The 20,948-nt window shown below is 73.8% G+C and carries 25 protein-coding genes; 12 read left to right on the forward strand and 13 right to left on the reverse strand.

Going from position 1 to position 20,948, the window contains the following annotated elements:
- Positions 1-94: 94 nt before the first annotated feature.
- The 7 genes from ACIPWA_RS14760 (at position 95) to ACIPWA_RS14790 (ending at position 6,941) form a co-directional block, all read left to right on the forward strand.
- Positions 95-472 carry an FKBP-type peptidyl-prolyl cis-trans isomerase gene (locus ACIPWA_RS14760; RefSeq protein WP_056652896.1) on the forward strand — a complete coding sequence of 126 codons (378 nt, stop codon included), beginning with the start codon at positions 95-97 and terminating at the stop codon, positions 470-472.
- 278 nt (positions 473-750) lie between these two features.
- Positions 751-1,341 carry a ribonuclease H family protein gene (locus ACIPWA_RS14765; protein WP_082618523.1) on the forward strand — a complete coding sequence of 197 codons (591 nt, stop codon included), beginning with the start codon at positions 751-753 and terminating at the stop codon, positions 1,339-1,341.
- Positions 1,342-1,556: 215 nt separating this feature from the next.
- Positions 1,557-2,546: a DNA-3-methyladenine glycosylase family protein gene (locus tag ACIPWA_RS14770; protein WP_400291230.1), complete on the forward strand. Its 990-nt coding sequence runs from the start codon at positions 1,557-1,559 to the stop codon at positions 2,544-2,546.
- Positions 2,547-2,817: 271 nt separating this feature from the next.
- A complete protein-coding gene (locus ACIPWA_RS14775; RefSeq protein ID WP_400291232.1) occupies positions 2,818-3,879 on the forward strand; it encodes an iron-siderophore ABC transporter substrate-binding protein in 1,062 nt (353 codons plus the stop codon).
- A 13-nt stretch (positions 3,880-3,892) separates the two neighbouring features.
- Positions 3,893-4,951: a FecCD family ABC transporter permease gene (locus ACIPWA_RS14780; RefSeq protein WP_400291234.1), complete on the forward strand. Its 1,059-nt coding sequence runs from the start codon at positions 3,893-3,895 to the stop codon at positions 4,949-4,951.
- Entirely contained in the window at positions 4,948-6,027 is a 1,080-nt protein-coding gene (locus tag ACIPWA_RS14785; RefSeq protein WP_400291236.1) for a FecCD family ABC transporter permease, read from the forward strand. The genes ACIPWA_RS14780 and ACIPWA_RS14785 overlap by 4 nt, the downstream gene beginning before the upstream one ends.
- A 2-nt stretch (positions 6,028-6,029) precedes the next feature.
- Positions 6,030-6,941: an ABC transporter ATP-binding protein gene (locus ACIPWA_RS14790; protein WP_400291238.1), complete on the forward strand. Its 912-nt coding sequence runs from the start codon at positions 6,030-6,032 to the stop codon at positions 6,939-6,941.
- Between the two features lie 81 nt (positions 6,942-7,022).
- Here ACIPWA_RS14790 and ACIPWA_RS14795 read toward each other — a convergent pair whose 3' ends face one another.
- The 5 genes from ACIPWA_RS14795 to ACIPWA_RS14815 form a co-directional block, all read right to left on the reverse strand.
- The gene (locus tag ACIPWA_RS14795; RefSeq protein ID WP_157257675.1) at positions 7,023-7,184 is read right to left on the reverse strand and encodes a hypothetical protein; all 162 of its coding nucleotides are present in this window, start codon (positions 7,182-7,184) and stop codon (positions 7,023-7,025) included.
- A gap of 217 nt (positions 7,185-7,401) precedes the next feature.
- Positions 7,402-8,073 carry a DsbA family oxidoreductase gene (locus ACIPWA_RS14800; protein WP_400291241.1) on the reverse strand — a complete coding sequence of 224 codons (672 nt, stop codon included), beginning with the start codon at positions 8,071-8,073 and terminating at the stop codon, positions 7,402-7,404.
- A gap of 115 nt (positions 8,074-8,188) precedes the next feature.
- Positions 8,189-8,797 carry a DinB family protein gene (locus ACIPWA_RS14805; protein ID WP_400291242.1) on the reverse strand — a complete coding sequence of 203 codons (609 nt, stop codon included), beginning with the start codon at positions 8,795-8,797 and terminating at the stop codon, positions 8,189-8,191.
- Between the two features lie 123 nt (positions 8,798-8,920).
- Positions 8,921-9,823 (reverse strand): serine hydrolase, encoded by a 903-nt coding sequence (locus ACIPWA_RS14810; protein WP_400291244.1) that lies wholly within the window; start codon positions 9,821-9,823, stop codon positions 8,921-8,923.
- Positions 9,816-10,751 carry a LysR family transcriptional regulator gene (locus ACIPWA_RS14815; RefSeq protein WP_400291246.1) on the reverse strand — a complete coding sequence of 312 codons (936 nt, stop codon included), beginning with the start codon at positions 10,749-10,751 and terminating at the stop codon, positions 9,816-9,818. The genes ACIPWA_RS14810 and ACIPWA_RS14815 overlap by 8 nt, the downstream gene beginning before the upstream one ends.
- 72 nt (positions 10,752-10,823) lie before the next feature.
- Between ACIPWA_RS14815 and bla the strand changes: the two genes are divergently transcribed.
- Together bla and ACIPWA_RS14825 are read left to right on the forward strand one after the other, a co-directional pair.
- Positions 10,824-11,756: a class A beta-lactamase gene (gene bla, locus ACIPWA_RS14820; RefSeq protein WP_400291248.1), complete on the forward strand. Its 933-nt coding sequence runs from the start codon at positions 10,824-10,826 to the stop codon at positions 11,754-11,756.
- Positions 11,753-12,340, forward strand: a complete 588-nt coding sequence (locus ACIPWA_RS14825; RefSeq protein WP_400291250.1) for a DUF6993 domain-containing protein — start codon at positions 11,753-11,755, stop codon at positions 12,338-12,340. The genes bla and ACIPWA_RS14825 overlap by 4 nt, the downstream gene beginning before the upstream one ends.
- Here the strand turns inward: ACIPWA_RS14825 and ACIPWA_RS14830 are convergent.
- The 3 genes from ACIPWA_RS14830 to ACIPWA_RS14840 are packed head-to-tail and all read right to left on the reverse strand — an operon-like array spanning position 12,337 to position 13,261.
- Entirely contained in the window at positions 12,337-12,597 is a 261-nt protein-coding gene (locus ACIPWA_RS14830) for a metal-sensitive transcriptional regulator (protein ID WP_056652920.1), read from the reverse strand. The genes ACIPWA_RS14825 and ACIPWA_RS14830 overlap by 4 nt on opposite strands.
- Entirely contained in the window at positions 12,573-13,079 is a 507-nt protein-coding gene (locus ACIPWA_RS14835) for a hypothetical protein (RefSeq protein WP_400291253.1), read from the reverse strand. The genes ACIPWA_RS14830 and ACIPWA_RS14835 overlap by 25 nt, the downstream gene beginning before the upstream one ends.
- Entirely contained in the window at positions 13,076-13,261 is a 186-nt protein-coding gene (locus tag ACIPWA_RS14840; protein ID WP_056652926.1) for a hypothetical protein, read from the reverse strand. The genes ACIPWA_RS14835 and ACIPWA_RS14840 overlap by 4 nt, the downstream gene beginning before the upstream one ends.
- A 74-nt stretch (positions 13,262-13,335) precedes the next feature.
- Between ACIPWA_RS14840 and ACIPWA_RS14845 the strand changes: the two genes are divergently transcribed.
- The gene (locus ACIPWA_RS14845) at positions 13,336-15,201 is read left to right on the forward strand and encodes an FAD-dependent oxidoreductase (protein ID WP_400291255.1); all 1,866 of its coding nucleotides are present in this window, start codon (positions 13,336-13,338) and stop codon (positions 15,199-15,201) included.
- Between the two features lie 337 nt (positions 15,202-15,538).
- On the opposite strand, the gene ACIPWA_RS14850 is transcribed toward ACIPWA_RS14845, so the two are convergent.
- Complete coding sequence (locus ACIPWA_RS14850; RefSeq protein ID WP_056652938.1) at positions 15,539-15,733, reverse strand: hypothetical protein; 195 nt, start codon at positions 15,731-15,733, stop codon at positions 15,539-15,541.
- Positions 15,734-15,898: 165 nt separating this feature from the next.
- On the opposite strand from ACIPWA_RS14850, the gene ACIPWA_RS14855 reads away from it, so the two are divergent.
- Both ACIPWA_RS14855 and ACIPWA_RS14860 read left to right on the forward strand, forming a co-directional pair.
- Positions 15,899-16,516, forward strand: a complete 618-nt coding sequence (locus tag ACIPWA_RS14855; protein ID WP_400291257.1) for a histidine phosphatase family protein — start codon at positions 15,899-15,901, stop codon at positions 16,514-16,516.
- Between the two features lie 18 nt (positions 16,517-16,534).
- On the forward strand, positions 16,535-17,056 hold the full coding sequence (locus ACIPWA_RS14860) for a PH domain-containing protein (protein ID WP_068623613.1): 522 nt from the start codon (positions 16,535-16,537) through the stop codon (positions 17,054-17,056).
- Between the two features lie 83 nt (positions 17,057-17,139).
- Here ACIPWA_RS14860 and ACIPWA_RS14865 read toward each other — a convergent pair whose 3' ends face one another.
- The 4 genes from ACIPWA_RS14865 to ACIPWA_RS14880 form a co-directional block, all read right to left on the reverse strand.
- Entirely contained in the window at positions 17,140-17,835 is a 696-nt protein-coding gene (locus ACIPWA_RS14865) for an MOSC domain-containing protein (RefSeq protein ID WP_400291259.1), read from the reverse strand.
- Between the two features lie 139 nt (positions 17,836-17,974).
- Positions 17,975-18,892 carry a zinc-dependent alcohol dehydrogenase gene (locus ACIPWA_RS14870; protein WP_400291261.1) on the reverse strand — a complete coding sequence of 306 codons (918 nt, stop codon included), beginning with the start codon at positions 18,890-18,892 and terminating at the stop codon, positions 17,975-17,977.
- Positions 18,889-19,839 carry a BadF/BadG/BcrA/BcrD ATPase family protein gene (locus ACIPWA_RS14875; RefSeq protein ID WP_400291263.1) on the reverse strand — a complete coding sequence of 317 codons (951 nt, stop codon included), beginning with the start codon at positions 19,837-19,839 and terminating at the stop codon, positions 18,889-18,891. The genes ACIPWA_RS14870 and ACIPWA_RS14875 overlap by 4 nt, the downstream gene beginning before the upstream one ends.
- Entirely contained in the window at positions 19,836-20,948 is a 1,113-nt protein-coding gene (locus tag ACIPWA_RS14880) for an SIS domain-containing protein (protein ID WP_400291265.1), read from the reverse strand. The genes ACIPWA_RS14875 and ACIPWA_RS14880 overlap by 4 nt, the downstream gene beginning before the upstream one ends.

The following is a 20,948-nucleotide window of genomic DNA, read 5'->3' on the forward strand; positions in this document are numbered from 1 at the left end:
GTGGGTTTCGGGATCCCCAACTTTTCCGCACGGTTCTGCGGTTCGCGGGAGTTCCGACAGCCGCTGCGGGGGCGTCCCGTGGTTGGATCGGAACATGTCCGAGAACACCGAACGCACCCGTCCTGAGGTCGATGCCCCCGAGGGCCCGGCCCCCACCGAGCTCGAGGTCGTCGACCTGATCGTCGGCGACGGCGCCGAGGCGCAGCCCGGCTCGACCGTCAACGTCCACTACCTGGGCGTCGAGTACGACTCCGGCGAGGAGTTCGACTCGTCCTGGAGCCGTGGCCAGTCCATCAACTTCCCGCTGCGCAGCCTCATCGCCGGCTGGCAGCAGGGCATCCCGGGGATGAAGGTCGGCGGGCGCCGCAAGCTCGTCTGCCCCCCGGAGCTCGCCTACGGCCCGGCCGGTGGTGGCCACCGCCTGTCCGGCAAGACGCTCGTCTTCGTGATCGACCTGCTCGGCGTCAGCTGACCACGGCCTGATCACGCGTCGCCCTCGCTCCCCCGGTCACCGGTGGGGGCGGGGGCGTCGTGCTGTCGGGGGTTCCTGGGCTCGTCGTGCCCGGCGGTCGTCGCTCGCCTGAGGCGTCCGTCACCCCGTTCCCGGTGCCCGACGACGGAGCGCACCACGCGCGCACGGGTGCGCTCCGCCGTCGGGCGCACAGCGAGCAGACAGCGGTCCTGGCGCCCCCGAAAGTCGGGGACAATGGGCGCGACGGACTTCCGACTCCGATGAGCGAGGACGCACAAGTGATCACTGTCAGCACCGACGGCTCGTGCCTGGTCAACCCGGGTGGAGCGATCGGTTGGGCGTGGATCAACCACGACGGAACCTTCGACTCGGGCGGCGCAGCCTCCGGGACGAACCAGATCGCGGAGCTCATGGCTCTGCTGGAGGCGGTACGCGCCCACCAGAGCGCAGAGCCGCTCCTCATCGAGTCCGACTCCCAGTACGCCATCAAGTGCGCGTCGGAGTGGCTCGAGGGCTGGAAGCGCAAGGGCTGGCGGACGGCCGGCGGCAGCCCCGTGAAGAACCTCGAGCTCGTGCAGGGCATCGAGGCCGCGATCCAGGCCCGCCCCGGACCGGTGCGGTTCCGGTGGGTGCGGGGGCACGTCGGCAACCACTTCAACGAGCGGGCCGACCAGCTCGCGGGCCTCGCGGCACAGGACTGGGCCGCCGGGCGCGGCGAGGAGCGGGCCACGCTCGCTGGCACCGACGACCTCGCGGTCGCGCCCGCCAAGCGGCCGGCTGCTGCGGGCCGTGCGGCCACCAAGGTCGGGGCGAGTGCCGCGAGCAAGGCCGCCGCGGACGCCTGGACCGAGTCGACGCTCTTCGACTGACGCTCCGCCCGAACGGTTCGAGGCCGCTGCCCGTCCGGTGGCGGCCTCGTCCCTGTTCCGGCCTGGTCCCGCTTTCCTTGTCCGCGGCTCCACACGATCCCCCGGTGCGCGCCGAGAACGAGGTTGCGCCCGTTCTGCGGCTCATGACGACCGCAACCTCGTGCTCGGCGGATCGTCCCGCCGGGAGCCTCAGGCTCCGGTGCGACACTGGAGCGATGACCGCGTCCCCGCTCCCCGCCCCGGCTCTCGCCGGGACCGGACCGGCCGACCCGGTCGACACCTCGACCACACCGCTCCCCCTCGTCCTGCGTTCCGAGCGGCCGCTCGACCTGCGCTCGACGCTCGCGAAGCTCGCGCGCGGCCCCTACGACCCCACGTTCCGCGTGGTGCCGAGCGGCCCGCAGGCCGGGACCTGGCGCACGAGCCTCTTCCCGGCCGGACCCGTGACCTACCGCCTGGTGCAGGCGGGGGTGTGTGACGTCGTCGGGCAGGCGTGGGGGCCCGGGGCGGGCGAGCTCGCCGCGTCGCTCCCCGCGCTCCTCGGGGAGCCCGACGACGCAGCCTCCTTCGCGCCTCCCGCCCGCCTCGCGGACGCGCACCGCAGGCACCCCGGGCTGCGCGTCCCCCGTACCGGGCGGGTGCTCGAGGCGCTCGTGCCTGCGGTCCTCGAGCAGAAGGTGCAGACCGTGACCGCCCACCACGCGTGGCGCTGGCTGCTCGCACGCTACGGGAAGCCCGCGCCGGGCCCTGCCCCCGACGGCATGCGCGTGGTCCCCGACGCCCGGACCTGGGCCACGATCCCCACGTGGGACTGGCACCGGGCCGGCGTCGACCCCCGACGGGCGCGGACCGTCGTCGAGTGCGCGCGCGTCGCACGCCGGCTCGAGGAGTGCACCGCGATGGACCCGACCGCGGCGCAGGCGCGGTTGCAGCTCGTGCCCGGGGTCGGGGTATGGACGGCCGCGGAGGTCGGGCAGCGGGCGCTCGGAGACGCGGACGCGGTGTCGGTCGGCGACTTCCACCTCGCCAAGGCCGTCGGCTGGGCGCTGACCGGCGAACGGACCGACGACGCCGGGATGCTGCGGCTGCTCGCGCCCTACGCGCCCCACCGGTACCGGGTCGTGCGGCTGCTCGAGGTGTCGGGGCTGGGCCACGCGCCTCGGCGGGGGCCGAGGCTCTCGATCCAGGACCACCGGGGGAACTGAGCACGAGGTTCCGTGCGGTCGAGCACGAGGTTGCGGTCACCAAGCCGGTCATAACGACCGCAACCTCGTGCTCGGCACCAGCACCGCACCGCACCAGCACCGGCACACTCACCCCCGGACGGCCGCTCCCCGACACGCCCCGGCCGGGAGATGACACCGCGTTGTGAACCATCCCACTGGTCCTCACCACGCACGACCGGCCTCGCTCCCAGCCGATGAGGTTAGCCTTACCTCTAGCAGCATCCCCGCGCAGCACCGACCGAGGAGCATCATGTCCGCTCGCACCATCTCTCGACGGCTCCGGCCCACGGCCCTGGTCGCCGCGACCGTCGCCACCGCCTTCGCGCTCGGCGCCTGCTCCGGCGGGTCGGGCGACGACGCCTCGTCGCCCGCGGCCGACGGCACCGCGTCCGAGGGCGCCTTCCCCGTCACGATCGACAGCGCGCTCGGCGAGGCCGTCATCGAGGAGAAGCCCGAGCGCGTCGTGACGTGGGGCTGGTCGACGCAGGACGCCGTCCTGGCGCTGGGCGTCGTGCCCGTCGCGATGCCCGCCTACACGTACGGCGGCAACGAGGACGGCGTGCTCCCCTGGGTCGCCGAGAAGCTCGACGAGATGGGCGCCGAGACGCCCACCCTGCTCTCGGGCGGCGACACGAGCGAGGTGCCGTTCGAGGAGGTCGTCGCGGCCGAGCCCGACGTCATCCTGGCCCCCTACTCGGGCATCACGCAGGAGGAGTTCGACAAGCTCTCCAAGATCGCGCCGGTCGTCGCCTACCCGGACCAGCCGTGGGCGCTGTCCTGGCAGGACCAGCTCGACATCGTCGGCGACGCCCTGGGCCTGTCGGAGGAGGCCGACGCGCTCGTCGAGGAGACGACCGCCGGCATCACCGCGCAGTCGGACGCGTACCCCGTCATCCAGGGCAAGTCGTTCCTGTACGCGGCAGCCAACACGGCCGACCAGCTCAACGTCTACCGCGCCGAGGACCCGCGCGTGCAGGTCGTCGAGGACCTGGGCATGACGCTCTCCCCGAGCGTCGAGGAGCTCGACGCCGACCCGACGTCCGGCACCTTCTGGTACCCGCTGAGCTACGAGAACGTCTCCAAGATCGACGCCGACGTCCTCATCATGTACTTCGCGACGCAGGCCGACGTCGACACGTTCGTGGCCGACCCGGTCATCGCCGCGATGCCCACCGTGGCCGAGGGCCGCTTCGCCCCGATCGTCGGCGAGTCGTTCGTCATGGCGTCGAGCGCCCCCACGGCGCTGTCGATCCCGTGGATGCTCGACCAGTACGTGCCGCAGCTCGCGGCCGCCGCCGAGAAGGTGTCGTAGTCTCGCACCACTCATGAGCACGACCCACAGCACTGACGCCGGCACGGGCCGGGCGACCTCTCGTCGCCCGGCCCGTCGTCGGCGTCTCGTCATCGGACTCGCCACCTTGCTCGTTGCCTTGGCCGCGGTGTGCGCGCTGAGCCTCGCGGTCGGGGCCAACGCCCTGCCCCTGAGCGTCGTCGTGGACGCCCTCACGAGCTACGACCCGACCAACCCCGACCACCTCGTGGTGGTCGAGAAGCGCGTGCCCCGCACGCTCGTGGGCCTGGTCGCGGGGGCCGCGCTCGGCGCCGCGGGCACGCTCATGCAGGGCCTGACGCGCAACCCGCTCGCCGACCCGGGCCTGCTCGGCATCAGCGCAGGAGCCTCGCTCTTCGTGGTCGGCGCGATCTCGTTCTTCGGCGTCTCGCAGGTCGGCGGCTACGTGTGGTTCGCGTTCATCGGAGCCGCCGTCGCGGCCGCGGTCGTCTACGGCGTCGCGAGCGTGGGGCGCGAGGGCGCGACACCCGTCAAGCTCGCCCTCGCCGGAGCGGCCGTCACGGCTGCGCTGACCTCGGTCGTGACCGCGGTCCTCCTGGTCGACCGCGCTGCGCTCGACCTCATGCGCTTCTGGCAGGTCGGCTCGCTCGCGGCGCGCGGCTCGACGGTCATGTGGCAGGTGCTGCCGTTCGTGGTCGTGGGCCTCGTCCTGGCCCTCGCGCTCGGCCGCTCGCTCAACGGCCTGGCCCTGGGCGACGACGTCGCGCGCGGCCTCGGGCAGGACGTCACCCGCACGCGCGTCGTCGCGGGCATCGCGATCGTCCTGCTGTGCGGGGCCGCGACCGCGGCCGTGGGACCCGTGGCGTTCGTGGGGCTCGTCGTCCCGCACGTGGCGCGCTACGTCGTCGGGCTGGACTACCGGTGGGTGCTCCCGTACGCGGTCGTCGCGGCGCCCGTGCTGCTCATCGGGTGCGACGTGATCGGGCGCGTCGTGGCCCGGCCGGGCGAGCTCCAGGTGGGCGTGGTCACGGCCGTCGTGGGTGCGCCCCTGTTCATCGCGCTCGTGCGGCGCGGGAAGACGGTGTCGCTGTGAGCGCCCCGACCACCGTCCCGCACGGCCTGCCCGACGGCGCCGCTCACCAGGGCATCGACGTCGCCCGAGCCTCGCGCCACCGCGGGCGGGCGCGCGAGGCGCGCCTGGTCACCGGGCTGTCGGTCGCGCTCGTGGTGCTCGCCGCGATCGGGCTGACGCTGGGCGACGCGGCCGTCCCGCTCTCCGGCATCCTCGACACGGTCCTGGGCCGAGCCGACGTCCTCACGCAGTTCGTGATGGTCGAGCTGCGCCTCCCCCGCCTCCTGACGGCACTGGTCGTCGGGGCCGCGCTCGGCCTGTCGGGCGCGCTGTTCCAGTCGATCGTGCGCAACCCGCTCGCGAGCCCCGACATCATCGGGATCACGCAGAGCGCGAGCGCCGCGGGCGTCGTGGGCGTCGTGGTCCTGGGGATCAGCGGGCTCGCGCTCACCGGCCTGGTGCTCGCCGGGTCGCTCGTCGCGGCCGTCGCGATCTACCTGCTCGCGTGGCGCGGTGGCGTGGCCGGGTACCGGCTCGTCCTGATCGGGATCGGCGTCGCGGCCCTGTGCATGAGCGTGGTCTCGTGGGTCCTGACGACGAGCGACGTGCGTGACGCGCAGGCCGCGCTCGTGTGGATCACGGGCTCGCTCGCGCGCTCCGACTGGTCGACCCTCAACCCGTTGCTGATCTGCTTCGCGGTGCTCGTGCCGCTCACGGCCTTCCTGGCACCGCGGCTGCGCTCGCTCGAGCTCGGCGACGACGCCGCGGCCGCGCTCGGCATCCGCGTCGAGCGCTCCCGGCTCCTGCTGATCCTCGTGGCCGTGGGCCTCGCCGGCTCGGCCGTCGCGGTCGTGGGCCCCGTCGCGTTCGTCGCGCTCGTCGCGGCCCCCATCGCCCGCCGCACCCTGGGCGACGGCCGGCTCGCGCTCGTGCCCGCGGCGCTCGTGGGCGCGTTGCTCGTGCTCGGCTCCGACCTCGTCGCACAGTTCGCGATCCCCGACGTGACGCTGCCCGTGGGCGTCGTCACGGGGATCGTCGGCGCCCCCTACCTGCTGTGGCTGCTCGTGCGCACCAACCGTTCCGGACGCGGAGGCTGAGAATGACCGAACATCCCGAGACCGCCGGGGGCGCGCCCGAGGCGAGCGACGCCGTCGGGCCTCCTGCCGACGCGCGGGCTCCGCACGCCGCGGCCGGTGGTGCCGGCGCGCGCGCCGCCGGGACGCACACGCTCGCAGCCGACCACGTGTCGCTCGCGTACGACGAGCGCCGCGTCGTCGAGGACCTCAGCCTCACGGTCGCGGCCGGGAAGATCACGTCGATCGTCGGCTCCAACGGGTGCGGCAAGTCGACGCTGCTGCGCGGCCTCGCGCGCCTGCTCAAGCCCGTGAGCGGGGCCGTCCTGCTCGACGGCGAGGACATCCGCACGCTGCCCACCAAGCAGGTCGCGACCACGCTGGGCCTGCTGCCGCAGAGCCCCGTGGCCCCCGACGGCATCACGGTCGCGGACCTCGTGGGCCGCGGCCGCTACCCCCACCAGGGCTGGTTCCGCCGCTGGACCGCGGGCGACGACGAGGCCGTGGCGGACGCGCTCGCCTCGACCGGGACGCTCGACCTGGCCGAGCGGTCCGTGGACGAACTCTCGGGCGGGCAGCGGCAGCGCGTGTGGATCGCCATGGCGCTCGCGCAGCGCACCGACCTGCTGCTGCTCGACGAGCCGACGACGTTCCTCGACATCGCCCACCAGATCGACGTGCTGGACCTGCTCGTGGACCTCAACGAGTCGCGCGGGACCACGGTCGTCATGGTGCTGCACGACCTCGACATGGCGTGCCGCTACTCCGACCGCCTCGTCGCGATGCGCGACGGCAAGGTGCACACCGAGGGCGCACCGGGCGACGTCGTCGACGCTCGGATGGTGCGCGAGGTGTTCGGCCTGGACTCGCTCGTGGTGCCCGACCCGATCACGGGGACGCCGACCCTCGTGCCGATGGGTCGGCACCACCGGGGCTGAGCGGGACGCACCCGAGAACGAGGTTGCGGTCGTTCTGAGCCGCAGAACGGACACAACCCCGTGCTCGAGCGCACGGGAGGGTCACTCCGGGAGAGCGCACACCCCGTCGACGCACACCGCGGCGTCGTCGTTGCCCATCATCGTGAACGGCGCGGCGGCCTCGGCGGCCGAGACCGTCATGAGGGTCGTGCGACGCGGGTTCGCGATCGAGTGGAAAGGGCTGTCCTGCATGGTGTCGGTCATGGGATCTCCTGAAGTCACGTGCTGCGATGCTCGTGGTGGGTGGGCGGGCATCGTCTCGAAGGGAGGACGGGTGCGCTGCCACCGAGGACCAGCGACGCTGCGGGTTTCCCGACAGTCTGGCTGATACTCGGTCGCATTTGCTACCGCTCCTCCTGTGATCTCGGTCGCATTCCACCTGGTAGGTGGGTGGCCGCGACCGAGGACGACCGGGGAACGGTCAGGCCACCGACTCCGCGGCGTCCGCGACGACCTGGTCGAGGACCTGCGTGAAGACGGCCGGGTCCTGCGCGCCCGACACCCCGTACTTGCCGTTGAACACGAAGAACGGGACGCCGCTGATGCCGTAGGCGCGGGCCAGCGCGATGTCCTGCTCGACGTCGTCCTCGAAGTCACCGTTCTCGAGGACCGTGCGGACCTCGTCGGCGTCCAGGCCGACCTCGGCCGCGAGCGCCGCGAGCTCCTCGATGCGGCCGACGTGACGGCCCTGCTCGAAGTACGCCTTGAGGAGGCGCTCCTTCATCTCGACCTGCTTGCCCTGGGACTTCGCGAAGTGCAGCAGCTCGTGCGCCTTGAGGGTCTTGGTGTGCTGAAGGGCGTCGAAGTCGTACGCGAGCCCCTCGGCTGCGGCGACCGTCGTCATCTGTCCGAGCATCTGCTCGACCTGACCCGCGGGCATGCCCTTGTGCTTGGCCAGGAAGTCGACCTCGGTGCCCTCGAAGTCGACCGGGGTGTCCGGTGCGAGCTCGAACGAGTGGTACTCGATCTCCACCTCGGGGGCGTCGTCGCGGCCCGAGAACCCGGCCAGCGCCGTCTCGAAGCGGCGCTTGCCGACGTAGCACCAGGGGCACGCCACGTCGGACCAGATGTCGACCTTCACCTTTTCGCTCATGACGGGTTTCAACGACCGGGACGCCCCGAGGATTCCCCGCAGCGGTGTGATCCTGCCGACGCACGGCTCGGCGGCGGGCCGTGTGGCGCTGCGTCAAGCCCGACGACCGGCCGGCTCAGTCCGCGTGCCGCGCCCGGTAGAGGTCCTGCAGCACCATGATCTCGGCACCGTGGTGGATGAGCTCGCGGTTCATGTGGAGCACGAGGTGCCCGAACGGCGCCTGCGCGTCGATCTCGGTCGCCTGGCTGAGCCCGACCGTGAAGACCTGGTCCTCGGGGAGCTCGTCGACGCCCGTGCGCCACAGGTCCACCCAGCGCGTCAGGCCCTCGATCGCCGGGTCCACCTCGCCCGAGAACGCGACCGCGTCTCGCCGGGCGATCCGGTCGCCGAACGTCCACTCCCACCGCTCGAAGAACGCCTCGGTGAGGTGTGCGACGAGCCACGCGATGGTCCGCGGCTGGGGCGAGTCGGAGCCCTCGGGCCACTCCATGACCCACTCGCCGATCCCGAGCGTGCGGGGCGTGCGCTCGTCGCCGCGCCGCACGACGCGCAGCGCGTCCGGCCCGGGCTCCCACGCGAACTCCTCCTGGCTGAGCGTCACGAGCCGTCCCAGGACCTCGAGCCACGAGAAGCCGAGCTGCCCGCGCACCATGGCGAGCGGGGTCGGGACGGTCAGCACGGACCAGTCGAAGTCGGGGCTGCCGTAGGTCGCGTCGTCGCTCATGGGTGGCTCCTGGGTGCGGGGTCGGGGTGCGCTCGTGCCCGACGGCGTCACGCGCCCCGGGCGTCCTGCTCTCCTCCGCGATCATCCCCCGGGGCGCGGGTGGTCCGCCTGCGGGGGCGCCGCTCAGCGTCGCGAGCGGAGCTCGTCGTGGAGCGCGCGGGCGGCGAACCCGAGGGCCTGCTCGGCCGCCGGCTGGATCCGTGCGGGCACGGTGGACTCGCTCAGCACGGCGATCGCGAAGGCCGAGCCGTCGTGGTGCTCGAGGACCCCGACCTCGTGCCGCAGGTGCAGGAACGTCCCGGTCTTCGACGACCAGGTCGACGCATCGCTCTCGAGGTCCGGTGCGAGCCGGTTCCGCAGGACGTTCCTGGCCAGGAGCGCACGGGTCCTCTCGACCGTCGCGCGGTCGAGCCGCTGTCCTGTCCACACCTCACGCAGCAGCCGGACGAGCCCCCGGGCCGTGCCCGCGTTCGCCTGCGTGACGTCGAGCTGCGGGACGAGGTGCCCCCGTCCCTCGGTCGTCGAACGGATGGCCAGGGAGAGCGCGAGATGCAGCTCGTCCGGGCCGAGGCGGCTCGCGAGGGTGCGGTGGAGCTCGTGGATGGGGTGCCGCAGCGTCACGTCCGTGATCCCGAGCGCGCGCAGCGTGGTGTTGACCTCGCCCGGTGGGCACAGCGCGAACAGGGCATCGGCCGCGGTGTCGTCGCTCAGGCAGGTCGCGAGGTACAGCAGGTCCTCGACGGCGACGCTCGCGGGGTGGGCGAACTGCGAGAGCCCGGTCGGCCCCGGCGTCCGCTCGGACCTGCCGAGCGTGACGACCGCCGACAGGTCGATCGTCCCCGCCGCTGCCCGCTCGAGGACCGCGACCAGGAGGGGAAGCTTGACGACCGAGGCGAGCGGGTAGGGCACGTCCGGCTCGATCGCGAGCTCCCTGCCCGTCCTGAGATCCTGCACGAGGACCGAGGCCCGGAGCCCGGCTGCGTCGAGCACCCGGACGGCCTCCCCGACCACCGACCCGTCACCCACGGACGGGCTCCAGCCCGGTCTGCGTCGCACGGTCGCTCGCGTCGTCGGCCCCGAGCACGGTCACCACGGCAGACGAGCAGAGTGCGACGAAACGCGCCGCGAGGCTCTCGTCGGCCGCGCCCACGGCGTACGCCCGCACGAGCTGCTGGTCGCCGAGGGGGCGCCAACGCAGGTCGTAGGTCGAGGCCTCGGGCCGCGTGCAGAGGACCAGGTCGTCGGACACGAGGATCTCGGACAGCGCTCGCACGGTCGACTCCGCGACGCGGACCTGGACGGGAGCGAGCCCCGCCTCGTCCCGGGCCCGCTCCATCCGGTCGCGGACGTGGGGCACGTCGTCCTCGGGCTGGAGCCAGAGCCGTCGCAGGGCTCCCGTCGGTCGTCCGCGCGCGGGGCGCAGCTCACCCAGGTGGAACGTCCCCGTCGCGTCGTCGTCCGGGTGGGAGCCGACCCCGAGCCGTGCCGTCCAGCGCGCCCGGTCCGAGGGGACGTTCTCGAGGAAGAGCGAGGTACGCCCGGAACGGAAGGCCTCGGCGCGTTCGGCCGGGTTCCCCGCGACAGGGGCGAGCGGGAGCCGCCCGGCAGCACCGGCTGCGCACAGCTCTGCCAGCACGAGCGGTGGCACCGACGGAGGGACGCCCACGCTCAGCGGGCGCGCACGAGAGCGTCTGGCGTCGTCGACCAGGTCGGCGGCCGCACCGACGAGCCGGGCGGCGCTGGGCAGGACCCCGCGGCCGAGCGCGGTGAGCGCGACCCGCCGCGACGTCCGGTCGAACAGCCGCCCGCCCAGATGGGCCTCGAGGGCACCGATGCGTCGGCTCGCCACGGACTGGCTGATGCCCGCCGCCAGGGCGCCGGCCGTGAAGCTCTCCCGGTCGGCGACGGCGACGAAAGCCTCGCACGCTGCCAGGACATCGAGTGATCGACCCATGGATGCCACTCTTGCATCGATGGGGGCATTTCGTGCTTTGTCTGCATCGATCGCCGCTCCGAGACTCGTGGCATGACTCCTCGAGACACGACCGCCCCACCGGTCTCCCGCCGATCCGTCCTCACCCTGCTCGCCGCTGCGGGGCTCACGGCCGCCTGCTCTCCGCACGGCACGGACCCTGCGGTCGCCGCCCCGGCCTCCGGATCACCGTCGACCGCGGGGCGACACGAGCTCGACGAGGCCCTGCGCGACCTCGAACGGTCGCGGTCGCTCACGGTCGGGGTGAGCGTGCGTGGCGGCGGCCGGGCGGACTACGGCTACCGCGCGGCCGAGTGCTTCCCGATGTGCTCGCTGTTCAAGCCGATCGCCGTGGGGGCGCTGCTCGCGGACAAGGCCTACGACGACGCGTACTGGTCGCGCGAGATCGCGTTCGGCCCGGAGGACCTCGTCGAGAACTCCCCCGTGACGTCCGCGACGACGACGTGGCGCATGACCCCCGCGCAGCTCGCCGACGCCGCGCTCCGCTTCAGCGACAACACCGCGGGCAACCTCGTGCTGCGGGAGATCGGCGGCCCGACGGCGGTCACGAGCTTCGCCGCCTCGCTCGGCGCGCGCGCGACGCGCCTCGACCGGATCGAGCCGCAGCTCAACGAGGCGACGCCGGGAGACGACCGCGACACCTCGACGCCGGACGACGTCGCGCGCATCTACGGCGCGCTCCTGCTCGAGCGCGGGGCCGGCGCCCTGACCGCGGCACGGCTCGGGGACTGGATGCTGCGGAGCACCACGTCCGGCAAGCGGTTCCGCGCCGGCCTCGACGGCACCTACGAGCTCGCGGACAAGACCGGCGCGGGCGGCTACGGCGTCGTCAACGACGCGGGCGTCCTGTGGCGGCCCGGCGTCGAGCCGACGACACTCGTCGTCATGACCCGCACGGACTCTCCGGGGGCGACCTGGGACGACGAGGCCGTCGCCGCGATCACCCGTCTCGTCGTGGCCTCGTGAGCGCAGGACGCTGGGTGCTCGGGAGCCTGGTCACGATCCTGGCGGTCGGCACGCTCGGAGCCGTCCTCGTGCTGGGCGCGGTCGCGCTGCAGCTCGACACCTGGGCCGATCGCTCGGCCAACCAGCCCGCGGCAGCGGCCTCCCCGGCCTCCCCGACCGTCTCGCCGTCACCGACCGGGGCCTGCCCGGCGACCGACGACGACACGCCGGCCGGCTGCCTGCCGTACGACCCCGAAGCGCTCATGCGCTCGAACGACGCGTACCGGCAGCGGAGCTCCACCTCGGAGGACGCGGCTCTCGCGGCGCGCTCGGTCCCGGCGGTCGAGGCGGCGCTGGCCGCGCTCACCGGGTCCGGTGCGACGTTCCGCTCGCAGGACGTCGTCGACGCCCTGACCGCTGCGGGCTTCGCCACGGTCCAGACCACGGGCGACACGGACGTCTGGGGAGACGGCACGACGGCTTTCGGGATCGGCGTGAGCGTCCCGGGCGGGTGCGTGTTCGGAGACGTCCGGCCGGGTGTGCTCGCGCTGGAGTCAGGCGGCCCGATCGCCGACGGCGGCTGTCTCGAGATGCCCTCGCACTAGGTCAGCGACAGGAAGAGCTTCTCGAGCTTCTGGACGTCGGCCGGACCGTTCTCGTCGTCCGTGAGGCACTGCTTCATGCCCGACGCGATGATCGCGAACCCGGCACGGTCGAGCGCCTTGGACACCGCGGAGAGCTGCATCACGAGGTCGGCGCAGTCGCCGCCCTCGTCGACCATCCGCACGACCGCGGCGAGCTGCCCCTGGGCGCGCTTGAGCCGGTTCGAGACCTTCTTCATCTCGTCCTTGTCGAGCTCCATGACTCTTCCTCTCGTCGCACGCACACGTCGCGGGTGCTGCTCGTGCGCTGCACCAGCCCGAACAGGACAACAGCCAGCGCGGGCAGCACCATCCCGACCTGGTGCGGCGCCTGGCCCACCAGGAACACCGCGGCGAGGACGGTGCCTCCCGAGACGGCCGCGCACGGCGAGCACCCGAGGGTATCCCGCCAGACCTCGCCCCGGGCCGGGACGTAGGTCGCGAGCGTGAGTGCGCCGACGACGGCGACCACCACGAGCAGGGCGACCCACCCGGGCGTGACCGCGGGCGACCAGCCGCCTCCGGCCTGCACGAGCAGCCAGAGCACTCCCGGTGCGAGCGAGGCGCCGACGACGAGCCGACGCCTCCCCCACACCTGCCGCCGGACCTGCACCGCGAACGGCCCGGAGACCGCGTCGGGCGCGAGCGGCCCGGGCGCCGCCGGCGCGGTCACGCCGGGCTCGGTCGCGACGGGCTCGGTCATGACCTGTTCGACCCGAACAGCCTCGCGAGGAACGAGCCGGGCGACGAGCCCTGCGACGGCTCGGCCGCGTGCCCCTCGCACCGGTCCTTGCGCGGGACGCCCCGCATGACGTCGTCGACGTGCTGGCCGCAGCCGGCCCACGTCGTCTTGCCGCACTTCTTGCAGGTCACAGCTCTGCACATGGTGATCCTCCTGATCGGGTTGATGATCAATATACCCCCCGGGGTATAGTCGTCCCGAACCCCAGGAGGAAAGCATGAAGATCGTCATCGTCGGAGGAGTCGCGGCAGGCATGTCCGCGGCCACCCGTCTGCGCCGTCTCTCGGAGGACGCCCAGATCGTCGTCCTCGAGGCCGGCGAGCACGTCTCGTTCGCCAACTGCGGTCTGCCGTACTACGCGGGCGGAGTCATCGAGGAGCGCGACGCGCTCCTCCTCCAGACCCCCGAGTCGCTCGCCGCCCGCTTCCGGATCGACGTCCGTGTCCGCCACCGCGTGACCGGGGTCGATGCCGCCGCGCACACCGTCACCGTCCGCGACCTGACCACGGGCCTGGACCACGTCGAGACCTACGACCGCCTCGTCCTGAGCCCCGGCGCGCGCCCGATCGTCCCGCCCGCGCCCGGCATGGAGCGCGCCCTCGTGCTGCGCGACGTGTCCGACGTCGACCGGATCGTCGCGGCGATCGAAGGCAGCGCGGCCGATGGCTTCCCCGTCGGCGCCGGCGTCGACGCACCGACCGGCGCAGCCGACCCGTCGGGCGCAGCCGACCCGTCAGGCGCACCCGCGCCCCTGAGCGAGCCCTCGACCGACCACCTCCGCGCGCCTGCCCGCTCGGCCGTCGTGATCGGCGGCGGGTTCGTCGGGGTCGAGGTCGCGGAGAACCTCGTCCACCGGGGCCTGGCCGTGACGCTCGTCGAGCTCTCCGACCAAGTCCTGGCCCCGCTCGACCCCGAGATGGCCGTCCGCGTCCGGCAGGAGCTCGAGGCCCACGGCGTGGACGTCCGCACGTCCACGCAGGTCAGTGCGCTCGGCCCCGACACGGCCGAGCTCACGTCCGCGGACGGCTCGCCACGCGGAGAGGTCCCGGCCGACCTCGTGGTCGCCGCGGTCGGCGTCCGACCCGACGTCGAGCTCGCGGTCCTCGCTGGCGCGAGGACGGGCCCCCGCGGCGGCATCCTGGTCGACGAGGACCTGCGCACCTCGGTCCCCGACGTGTTCGCCGTGGGCGACGCCGCGACCAAGCGCGACGGGCTCGCCGCGGGCTCGGGCCCCGCCGGGGCCGACGAGCCCACGCTCATCCCGCTCGCCAACCTCGCCAACAGGCACGGCCGCCACGTCGCCGACGTGATCCTCGGCCGCCGCGCCGGCATGCGCCCCTCGGTGGGCACGGCCGTCGTCGGGGTGTTCGGGCTCACGGCCGCGACCGTGGGACGCAACGAGAAGCGCCTGCGCGCCGAGGGGCGCCCCTACCGCGCGATCCACACGCACCCCGCCCAGCACGCGGGCTACTACCCGGGGGCGAGCCAGATGGCCCTCAAGCTCCTCGTCGACCCCGAGACCGACCTGATCCTCGGTGCCCAGGGCGTCGGGCGGGACGGCGTCGACAAGCGCATCGACGTCGTCGCCACGGCCATCGCGGGCGGCCTCACGGCCTCCGACCTGGCCGACCTCGAGCTCGCGTACGCCCCGGCGTACGGCTCGGCCAAGGACCCCGTCAACATGCTCGGCTACGTGGCCGACAACCTGCGCGCGGGCGAGACCCGCAGCGTCCAGTGGCACGAGCTCGACGACCTCGTCGCCCAGGGGGCGACCGTGGTCGACGTCCGCACGCCCGGCGAGCACGCGCGCGGGACCGTCGAGCCCGACGGCGGTACGGGCACGTTCCCCGCGCTCAACGTGCCGCTCGACGAGCTGCGCGCACGGGCCGCGGCCGAGATCCCGACCGGGGCACCCGTCGTCGTGCACTGCCAGGTGGGGCAGCGCGGGCACACGGCCGCGCGCCTGCTCAGCCAGCTCGGCTACGACGTGCGCAACCTCGACGGCGGGTACCTCACGTGGCGCGACGGGATGCTCGCGCGCCGGATGAGCGGCGCGTCCGAGCTCGCCGACGCCCGGGCCTGAAACGGCCGGCCGCGGGTGCCAGGGCTGCCTACGATGGTCGGGTCCCCCGCACCCGCGGCCGGCCGCGCCACACGACGCGACCCGCGCAGCCCGTGCGCCAGCAACCCCGGCAGGAGCCCCATGCCCGTCCGTCCCCGCACCGTCCTGCTCATCTCGGTGGGCGTCGCCGTCGTCCTGCTCGGGTCGCTCGTGGTCTTCCTGTCGATCGTGGGCCTCGACGGCGTGGCCTGAGCCGCGCGGCGTCGCCGTCCCGGCGCATGCCCGACGGCGGCGCACCGCCCGAGCCGTGCCCTCCGGTCCTGGACCGTCCCCGGCAGGCGGCGGCTGGTCGAACCGGTCAGACGACCTCGTGGGCCCCGGACCAGGACGCCACGGTGCGCTGGTCGGAGGTCTGGAGCGTGAAGGACGTCAGCGGCAGGTTCCCGCTGCGCTTGCGTGACCGGACGACGTCGAGCGCCGCCTCGTCGCTCTCGGCCTCGAACGGTTCGCCTCGGAGCGCAGCGGTGACCGTCAGGATCGAGTAGGTAGTCATGACGGTCGAGCCTAGAGGTACCGACCGGCATCCGACGACCCCCGACTCCGTCACACCCCCGCCCGCCCGGTCCCGTGCGCGGGGCGACGCGAGCGCCCTGCGGGTGCTCCGCCGTCGGGCCTGGGAGATGCTCAGAGGACCACGTCCCGACGCCCGGAGGCCCTCATGCCCGACCCCCAGCTCGTGCTCCTGCGGCACGGCGAGACCGAGTGGAGCCTGACCGGGCAGCACACCGGGACGAGCGACATCCCCCTGACCCCGCACGGCGAGGAGCAGGCGCGCGGCGCCGGGGCGTTCCTCGCCGGGCGCGAGTTCGCGCTCGAGCTCCGCAGCCCCCTGCTGCGCGCCCGGCGGACCGCCGAGCTCGCCGGGTTCCCCGACGCGGTCGCCGACCCGAACCTCGCCGAGTGGGACTACGGCCCCGTCGAGGGGCGCACGGCCGACGACGTGAGCCGCGAGCTCGGGCGGGACTGGCTCATCTTCCGCGACGGGGTGCACGTCGTCGGTGCGCAGGGTGCGGTGGGCGCCCGGCCCGGCGAGACGCTCGACGACGTCGCCGAGCGGGCGCGGGCCGTCGTCCGCCGCGCCGAGCCCGTGCTGCGCGACGGCGGCGACGTGCTGCTCGTCGCGCACGGGCACCTGCTGCGCGTGCTCGCTGCCGTGTGGCTCGAGCTGGGCCCGGCGGCCGCCGCGCGGTTCGAGCTCGGGACCGCGAGCGTGAGCCTGCTCGGCCACGGGCACGGACTGCACACCATGGAGGGCTGGAACCTGCCGACGGCGTGAGATGGCACGATGCTCCCCATGAGCGTCAACAAGAACCTCGCCGAGGGCGAGACCGTCGTCATGGAGCTGCGGACCCACCCCAAGGCCCTGTTCCTGCCGATCCTCGTCCTGGTCCTGATCGTGGCCGCCGCGACGGCCATCCTCTGGTTCGCCCCCGAGCACCCCGTGGTCCTGTGGGGAACCCTCGGCGTGGCCACGGTCGCGGCGATCGTCTGGGTCGTGGTGCCGCACCTGCGCTGGCTGACCACGAACTACACCGTGACGACCAAGCGCCTCTCGACCCGCTCGGGCATCATCACGCGCACCGGCCGTGACATCCCGCTCTACCGCATCAACGACGTCACGTACGAGAAGGACCTGGTCGATCGGATGTTCGGCTGCGGGACGCTCATCATCTCGGACGCGACCGCCAAGCCCGGCATGACGCTGCCCGACGTCCCGCGCGTCGAGGAGGTCCAGGTCCGGCTGCACGAGCTGCTGTTCGCGGCCGACGACGGCTCGGACGACGGCGAGTGGCCCCCGAGCGAGCCCACGCGCTGAGCCACCCCGCGCTCCCGCCGAGTGCATGATGCGGCTGCGACACACCCGGCGTGTCGCAGCCGCATCATGCACTCGGCGACGGATCAGCGGACGGCGCGCTCGGCCCGCTCCCGCACCTCGTGCGACAGCCGGACCTCCCCCTCGGCCTCTGACGCGAGCAGCCGCCGTGACACCTCGACCGAGGTTCCCGCGACGCGCGCCCCGAACCAGTCGGCGATCGTCACGCCGTGCGAAGGCCGGAACACGACCTCGACCGTGTCGCCCGCCTGCACCTCCCCGGTCGTCACGACGCGCAGGTACGCGCCCGTCCGGTTGGCGTCGGTGAAGCGCTTGACCCAGCGGTCCTCGCCCAGGCGCCGTGCGAACGTCGAGCAGGGCGTGCGCGGCTGCGTGACCTCGAGCACCGCGCTGCCGACCTGCCACCGCTCGCCGATGAGCGCCCCGCTCGCCGCGACGCCGCGCGTGCGGAAGTTCTCGCCGAACAGCCCGGGCGTGACCTCGTAGCCGAGCTCGCCCGACCAGTGGTCCGCGTCCTCCTGCGAGTACGCGTACACGGCCTGCTCCTCGCCGCCGTGGTGCGCGCGGTCTGCCTGGACGTCGGCGTACAGGCCCAGGGGCCGGACCCGGACCGGTCCCTCGACGGGGCGCTTGTCGATCGCGGTCACGCCGACCGCGCCCGCGTCGGGCAGCAGCACGTGCACGCGGCACACGGCCAGGAGCTCCCCGGTCGCGCCGAGCGGCGCACCGGGACGGGTGGGTTCCGGGGTTGCGGTGGTCATCGGAGGATTCTCCCAGGTGCGCGGGCACCGCGGACAGCGGCCCGACGGCGTCGCGCCCCGGGGGCGGCCGGCGACGCCTCCTGAGGACACGGCTCGGCGACGCCCGCACGGACGGACGACCCGCCGTCGGGCGTCGGTGTCAGGGCTCGAGGACCGCCTTGACGAATCCCTCCGGGCGCTCCTCGAACAGGTGGAACGCGGCGTCGAGGTCCTCGAAGGGCAGGCGGTGGGTGACCAGGGGCTCGAACGTGACCTGCCGGTCCGCCATCATGCGCATCCCCCGTCCCAGCGCCTTGCGCTGCCGGTCGCGGTCCGGGCTGAAGCCGTTGACGATCGTGACCCCGCGGTACCAGAGCTCGACGTCCAGCTCACGCGGACCGTCGTGGTGGTAGCCGCCCACGCACAGGGTCCCGTGCCGGCCCGTCAGGTCCCCCGCGAGCGCGAGCCCGGGCGCGGTCCCCGTGAACTCGACGACGACGTCGAACGTCGCGCGCGCCGCGTCCGGGACGAGGCGCGCGTCGTGCGTCGCCGCTGCACCGAGCCTCTCGGCGAGCGCCCGCTTGGCCGGGGCGACGTCGAAGCCCACGACCTCGTCGGCCCCCAGCGCGAGCGCGACCTGCAGGGCTCCGAGCCCCATGAAGCCGAGCCCGACGACCGCGACGCGCATCCCCGGACCGACCCCGCTGCGTTCCACGGCCTCGACGATGCAGGCCAGCGGCTCGCCGAGGGCCGCCCACGTCGGGACGTTGGAGGGGACGAGGACCAGGTCCGCCGTGCTCATGACGACCTGCTCCGCGAACGCGGGATGGGCGAAGCCCGTCACGCGCTCGCCCACCGACCACCCGTAGACGTCCGGCCCCAGCGCGACGACCTCCCCCGCGACCTCGTGCCCGAGCCGCAGCAGCTCCGCACCGTCGTGGGTCCCCCACGCACCGCGCTCCGACGCGCAGACCCCCAGGGCAAGGCTCCTGACCAGCACCTCGCCTCGCCCTGGCACCGGCGGATCGACCTCGGCCAGGCGCGAGGTGCGCGGGCCGACCGTCTCGTGGACCCTCATGACGCGTTCGAGCGGGTCGGGGCGAGAGCAGCGCGGCCCGTGGCGACGCTCCTCCTCGCCAGGAAGACGGCCCCCTCGACCGGGTCCTCGTCGAGCATGCGCAGCGTGGTCTGCGGGGCGCGCCGTTCCAGCGCGTCGGCGAGAGCGTTCCGGAGCGCCTGCTGCTGGGTGACGACGCCACCCGCCACGACGACGGTCGTCCCCACCGCCCCGCGGTAGACGAGGTTGCCGACGAGCTCCGCGAGCGCGCCACCCCCGGCCGTCACGACGGCGCGCGACACCTGGGACCCGGCGTCGAGGGCCCGGAAGACGACAGGTGCGTGCTGGCCCCATGTCTCGACCCCACCGCGCCAGCTCATGATCGAGGCGAGCTCGACGAGGTTCTCGGCGCCGAACGAGGCGAGGAGCCGAGGCTCCAGCGGGTCCCGCGTCGCGCCGACGTCGGCCCGCACGAACAGTGCCCGCGCAGCCTCCCGGACCAGCGCGGAGGCCGAACCGTCGTCGCCGAGGACCCACCCCCACCCACCTGCCGAGAGGTACGCGCCCGTCTCGCGATGGCGCCCCACCGCGATCGAGCCCGTGCCGGCGACGAGACCGATCCCCTCGTCCAGCCCCGCGGCCGGGACGAGCAGCTGCGCGTCGTTGACGACGGTGCACGAGACGTCCAGCAGGACCCGCACCTCCTCCGCGAGGGTCAGGCACTGCCGGGGCGTCTCGCACCCGTGCGCGCCCACGGTGAGGTGCGCGACGTCCGCGACGGTGAGCGAGGGGCGGCAGCGCCCCAGGGCGGCGCGCACGCGCTCGGCGACCCAGCGGGCCGCCGCACCGGACGGCTGGGCGGACCACCCGGTGCTGGGCACCACGAGGTCGACCAGGCGTTCCTCGCCACGCGCGACGCGCACGTGGGTCTTGGTGCCGCCGACGTCGACCCCGACGACGACGCTCATCGCTCGCGCCCCGCGACGCCGTCGGCGAGGCCGCCGCCGAGCGACGCGCTCGCGCCGACGAGCGGCGGCGGCCCCGAGGTACCCGTCGCGTCGGTGACCTTGGTGTCGTCGTGCTCGAAGACGAAGTCCTCGATGGCGACGCCTCGAGCGTCCGCGAACGAGCTCGCGAGCCGCTGGAGCACGACGGTCTCGAGCACTACCCGCACGGGCTCGCCGACCGCGGGCAGCCGGACGACGCGCAGGTGCCCGGCGGGCTCGACGTCCTGGGTCGTGACGAGCAGCGTGGGGTGGCCCGCGTCGGCGAGCGTGTGCGCGAGGCGGACCTCGCGACCGTCCCCGATCACGACGTGCAGCGTGCCTCCGGCCGACTCCATCTCGCCGTGCAGGTAGTTGCGGGTGACCACCGCTGCGCTCGGGATCCGGCAGACCTCCCGCAGGAGCAGGGCTCCGGCCTCGGAGGCTGCTCGGGAGGCTCCCGCCGCGACCACGTCGACCGAGGTGATCGTCGCGGCCGCGTCGGCGAGCGCTCGGAGCGGGGCAGCCTGGTCCGCCTCGAGGCTCTCGACGAGACGGTCGATGCCGTCCCACTCGGACGCCGCGACGAGCGGGTCCGTCCCGAGCGTGGCGCGGGCGAGGATCGTGAGACCGACGAGGGTGCCCGTGTACCCGATCGTCGAGGCGTAGCTGTCGGGCTCCGAGCCGAGGTCCACCGCGAGGTCGCCTGCGACCTCCGCGAGCGAGCTCCCGGCGACGTTGACGAGAGCCCAGCGAACCGGGAACGTCCGCAACGCCTCGATGGTCTCGGGGCTGCGGCCGGACTGCGAGACCGCGATCGCCACGGTGCCCGTGCGGTCCGTCGCCTGGTCGGTCTCGCTCGCGATCTCGCGCACCGACGGACGCCCTCCGGCGTTCAGGAGCGCGACGGGCAGCGCTGCGGCCGCACAGCTCGCCCCCATCCCGAGGAACACCGGCACCGCCCCCGCGACGAGGGTCGAGAGGTCGGGCGCGGTACGGCTCGCGAGCTGTCCCGCGACGTGCGCCGCGACCCTCACGAGCGCCTGCGGCTGGCGCAGCTGCGCCTCGCGATAGTCGATGCGTTGAGCGGACAT

The sequence above is a fragment of the Oerskovia enterophila genome (assembly GCF_044748475.1).
GTDB lineage: Bacteria > Actinomycetota > Actinomycetes > Actinomycetales > Cellulomonadaceae > Oerskovia > Oerskovia enterophila.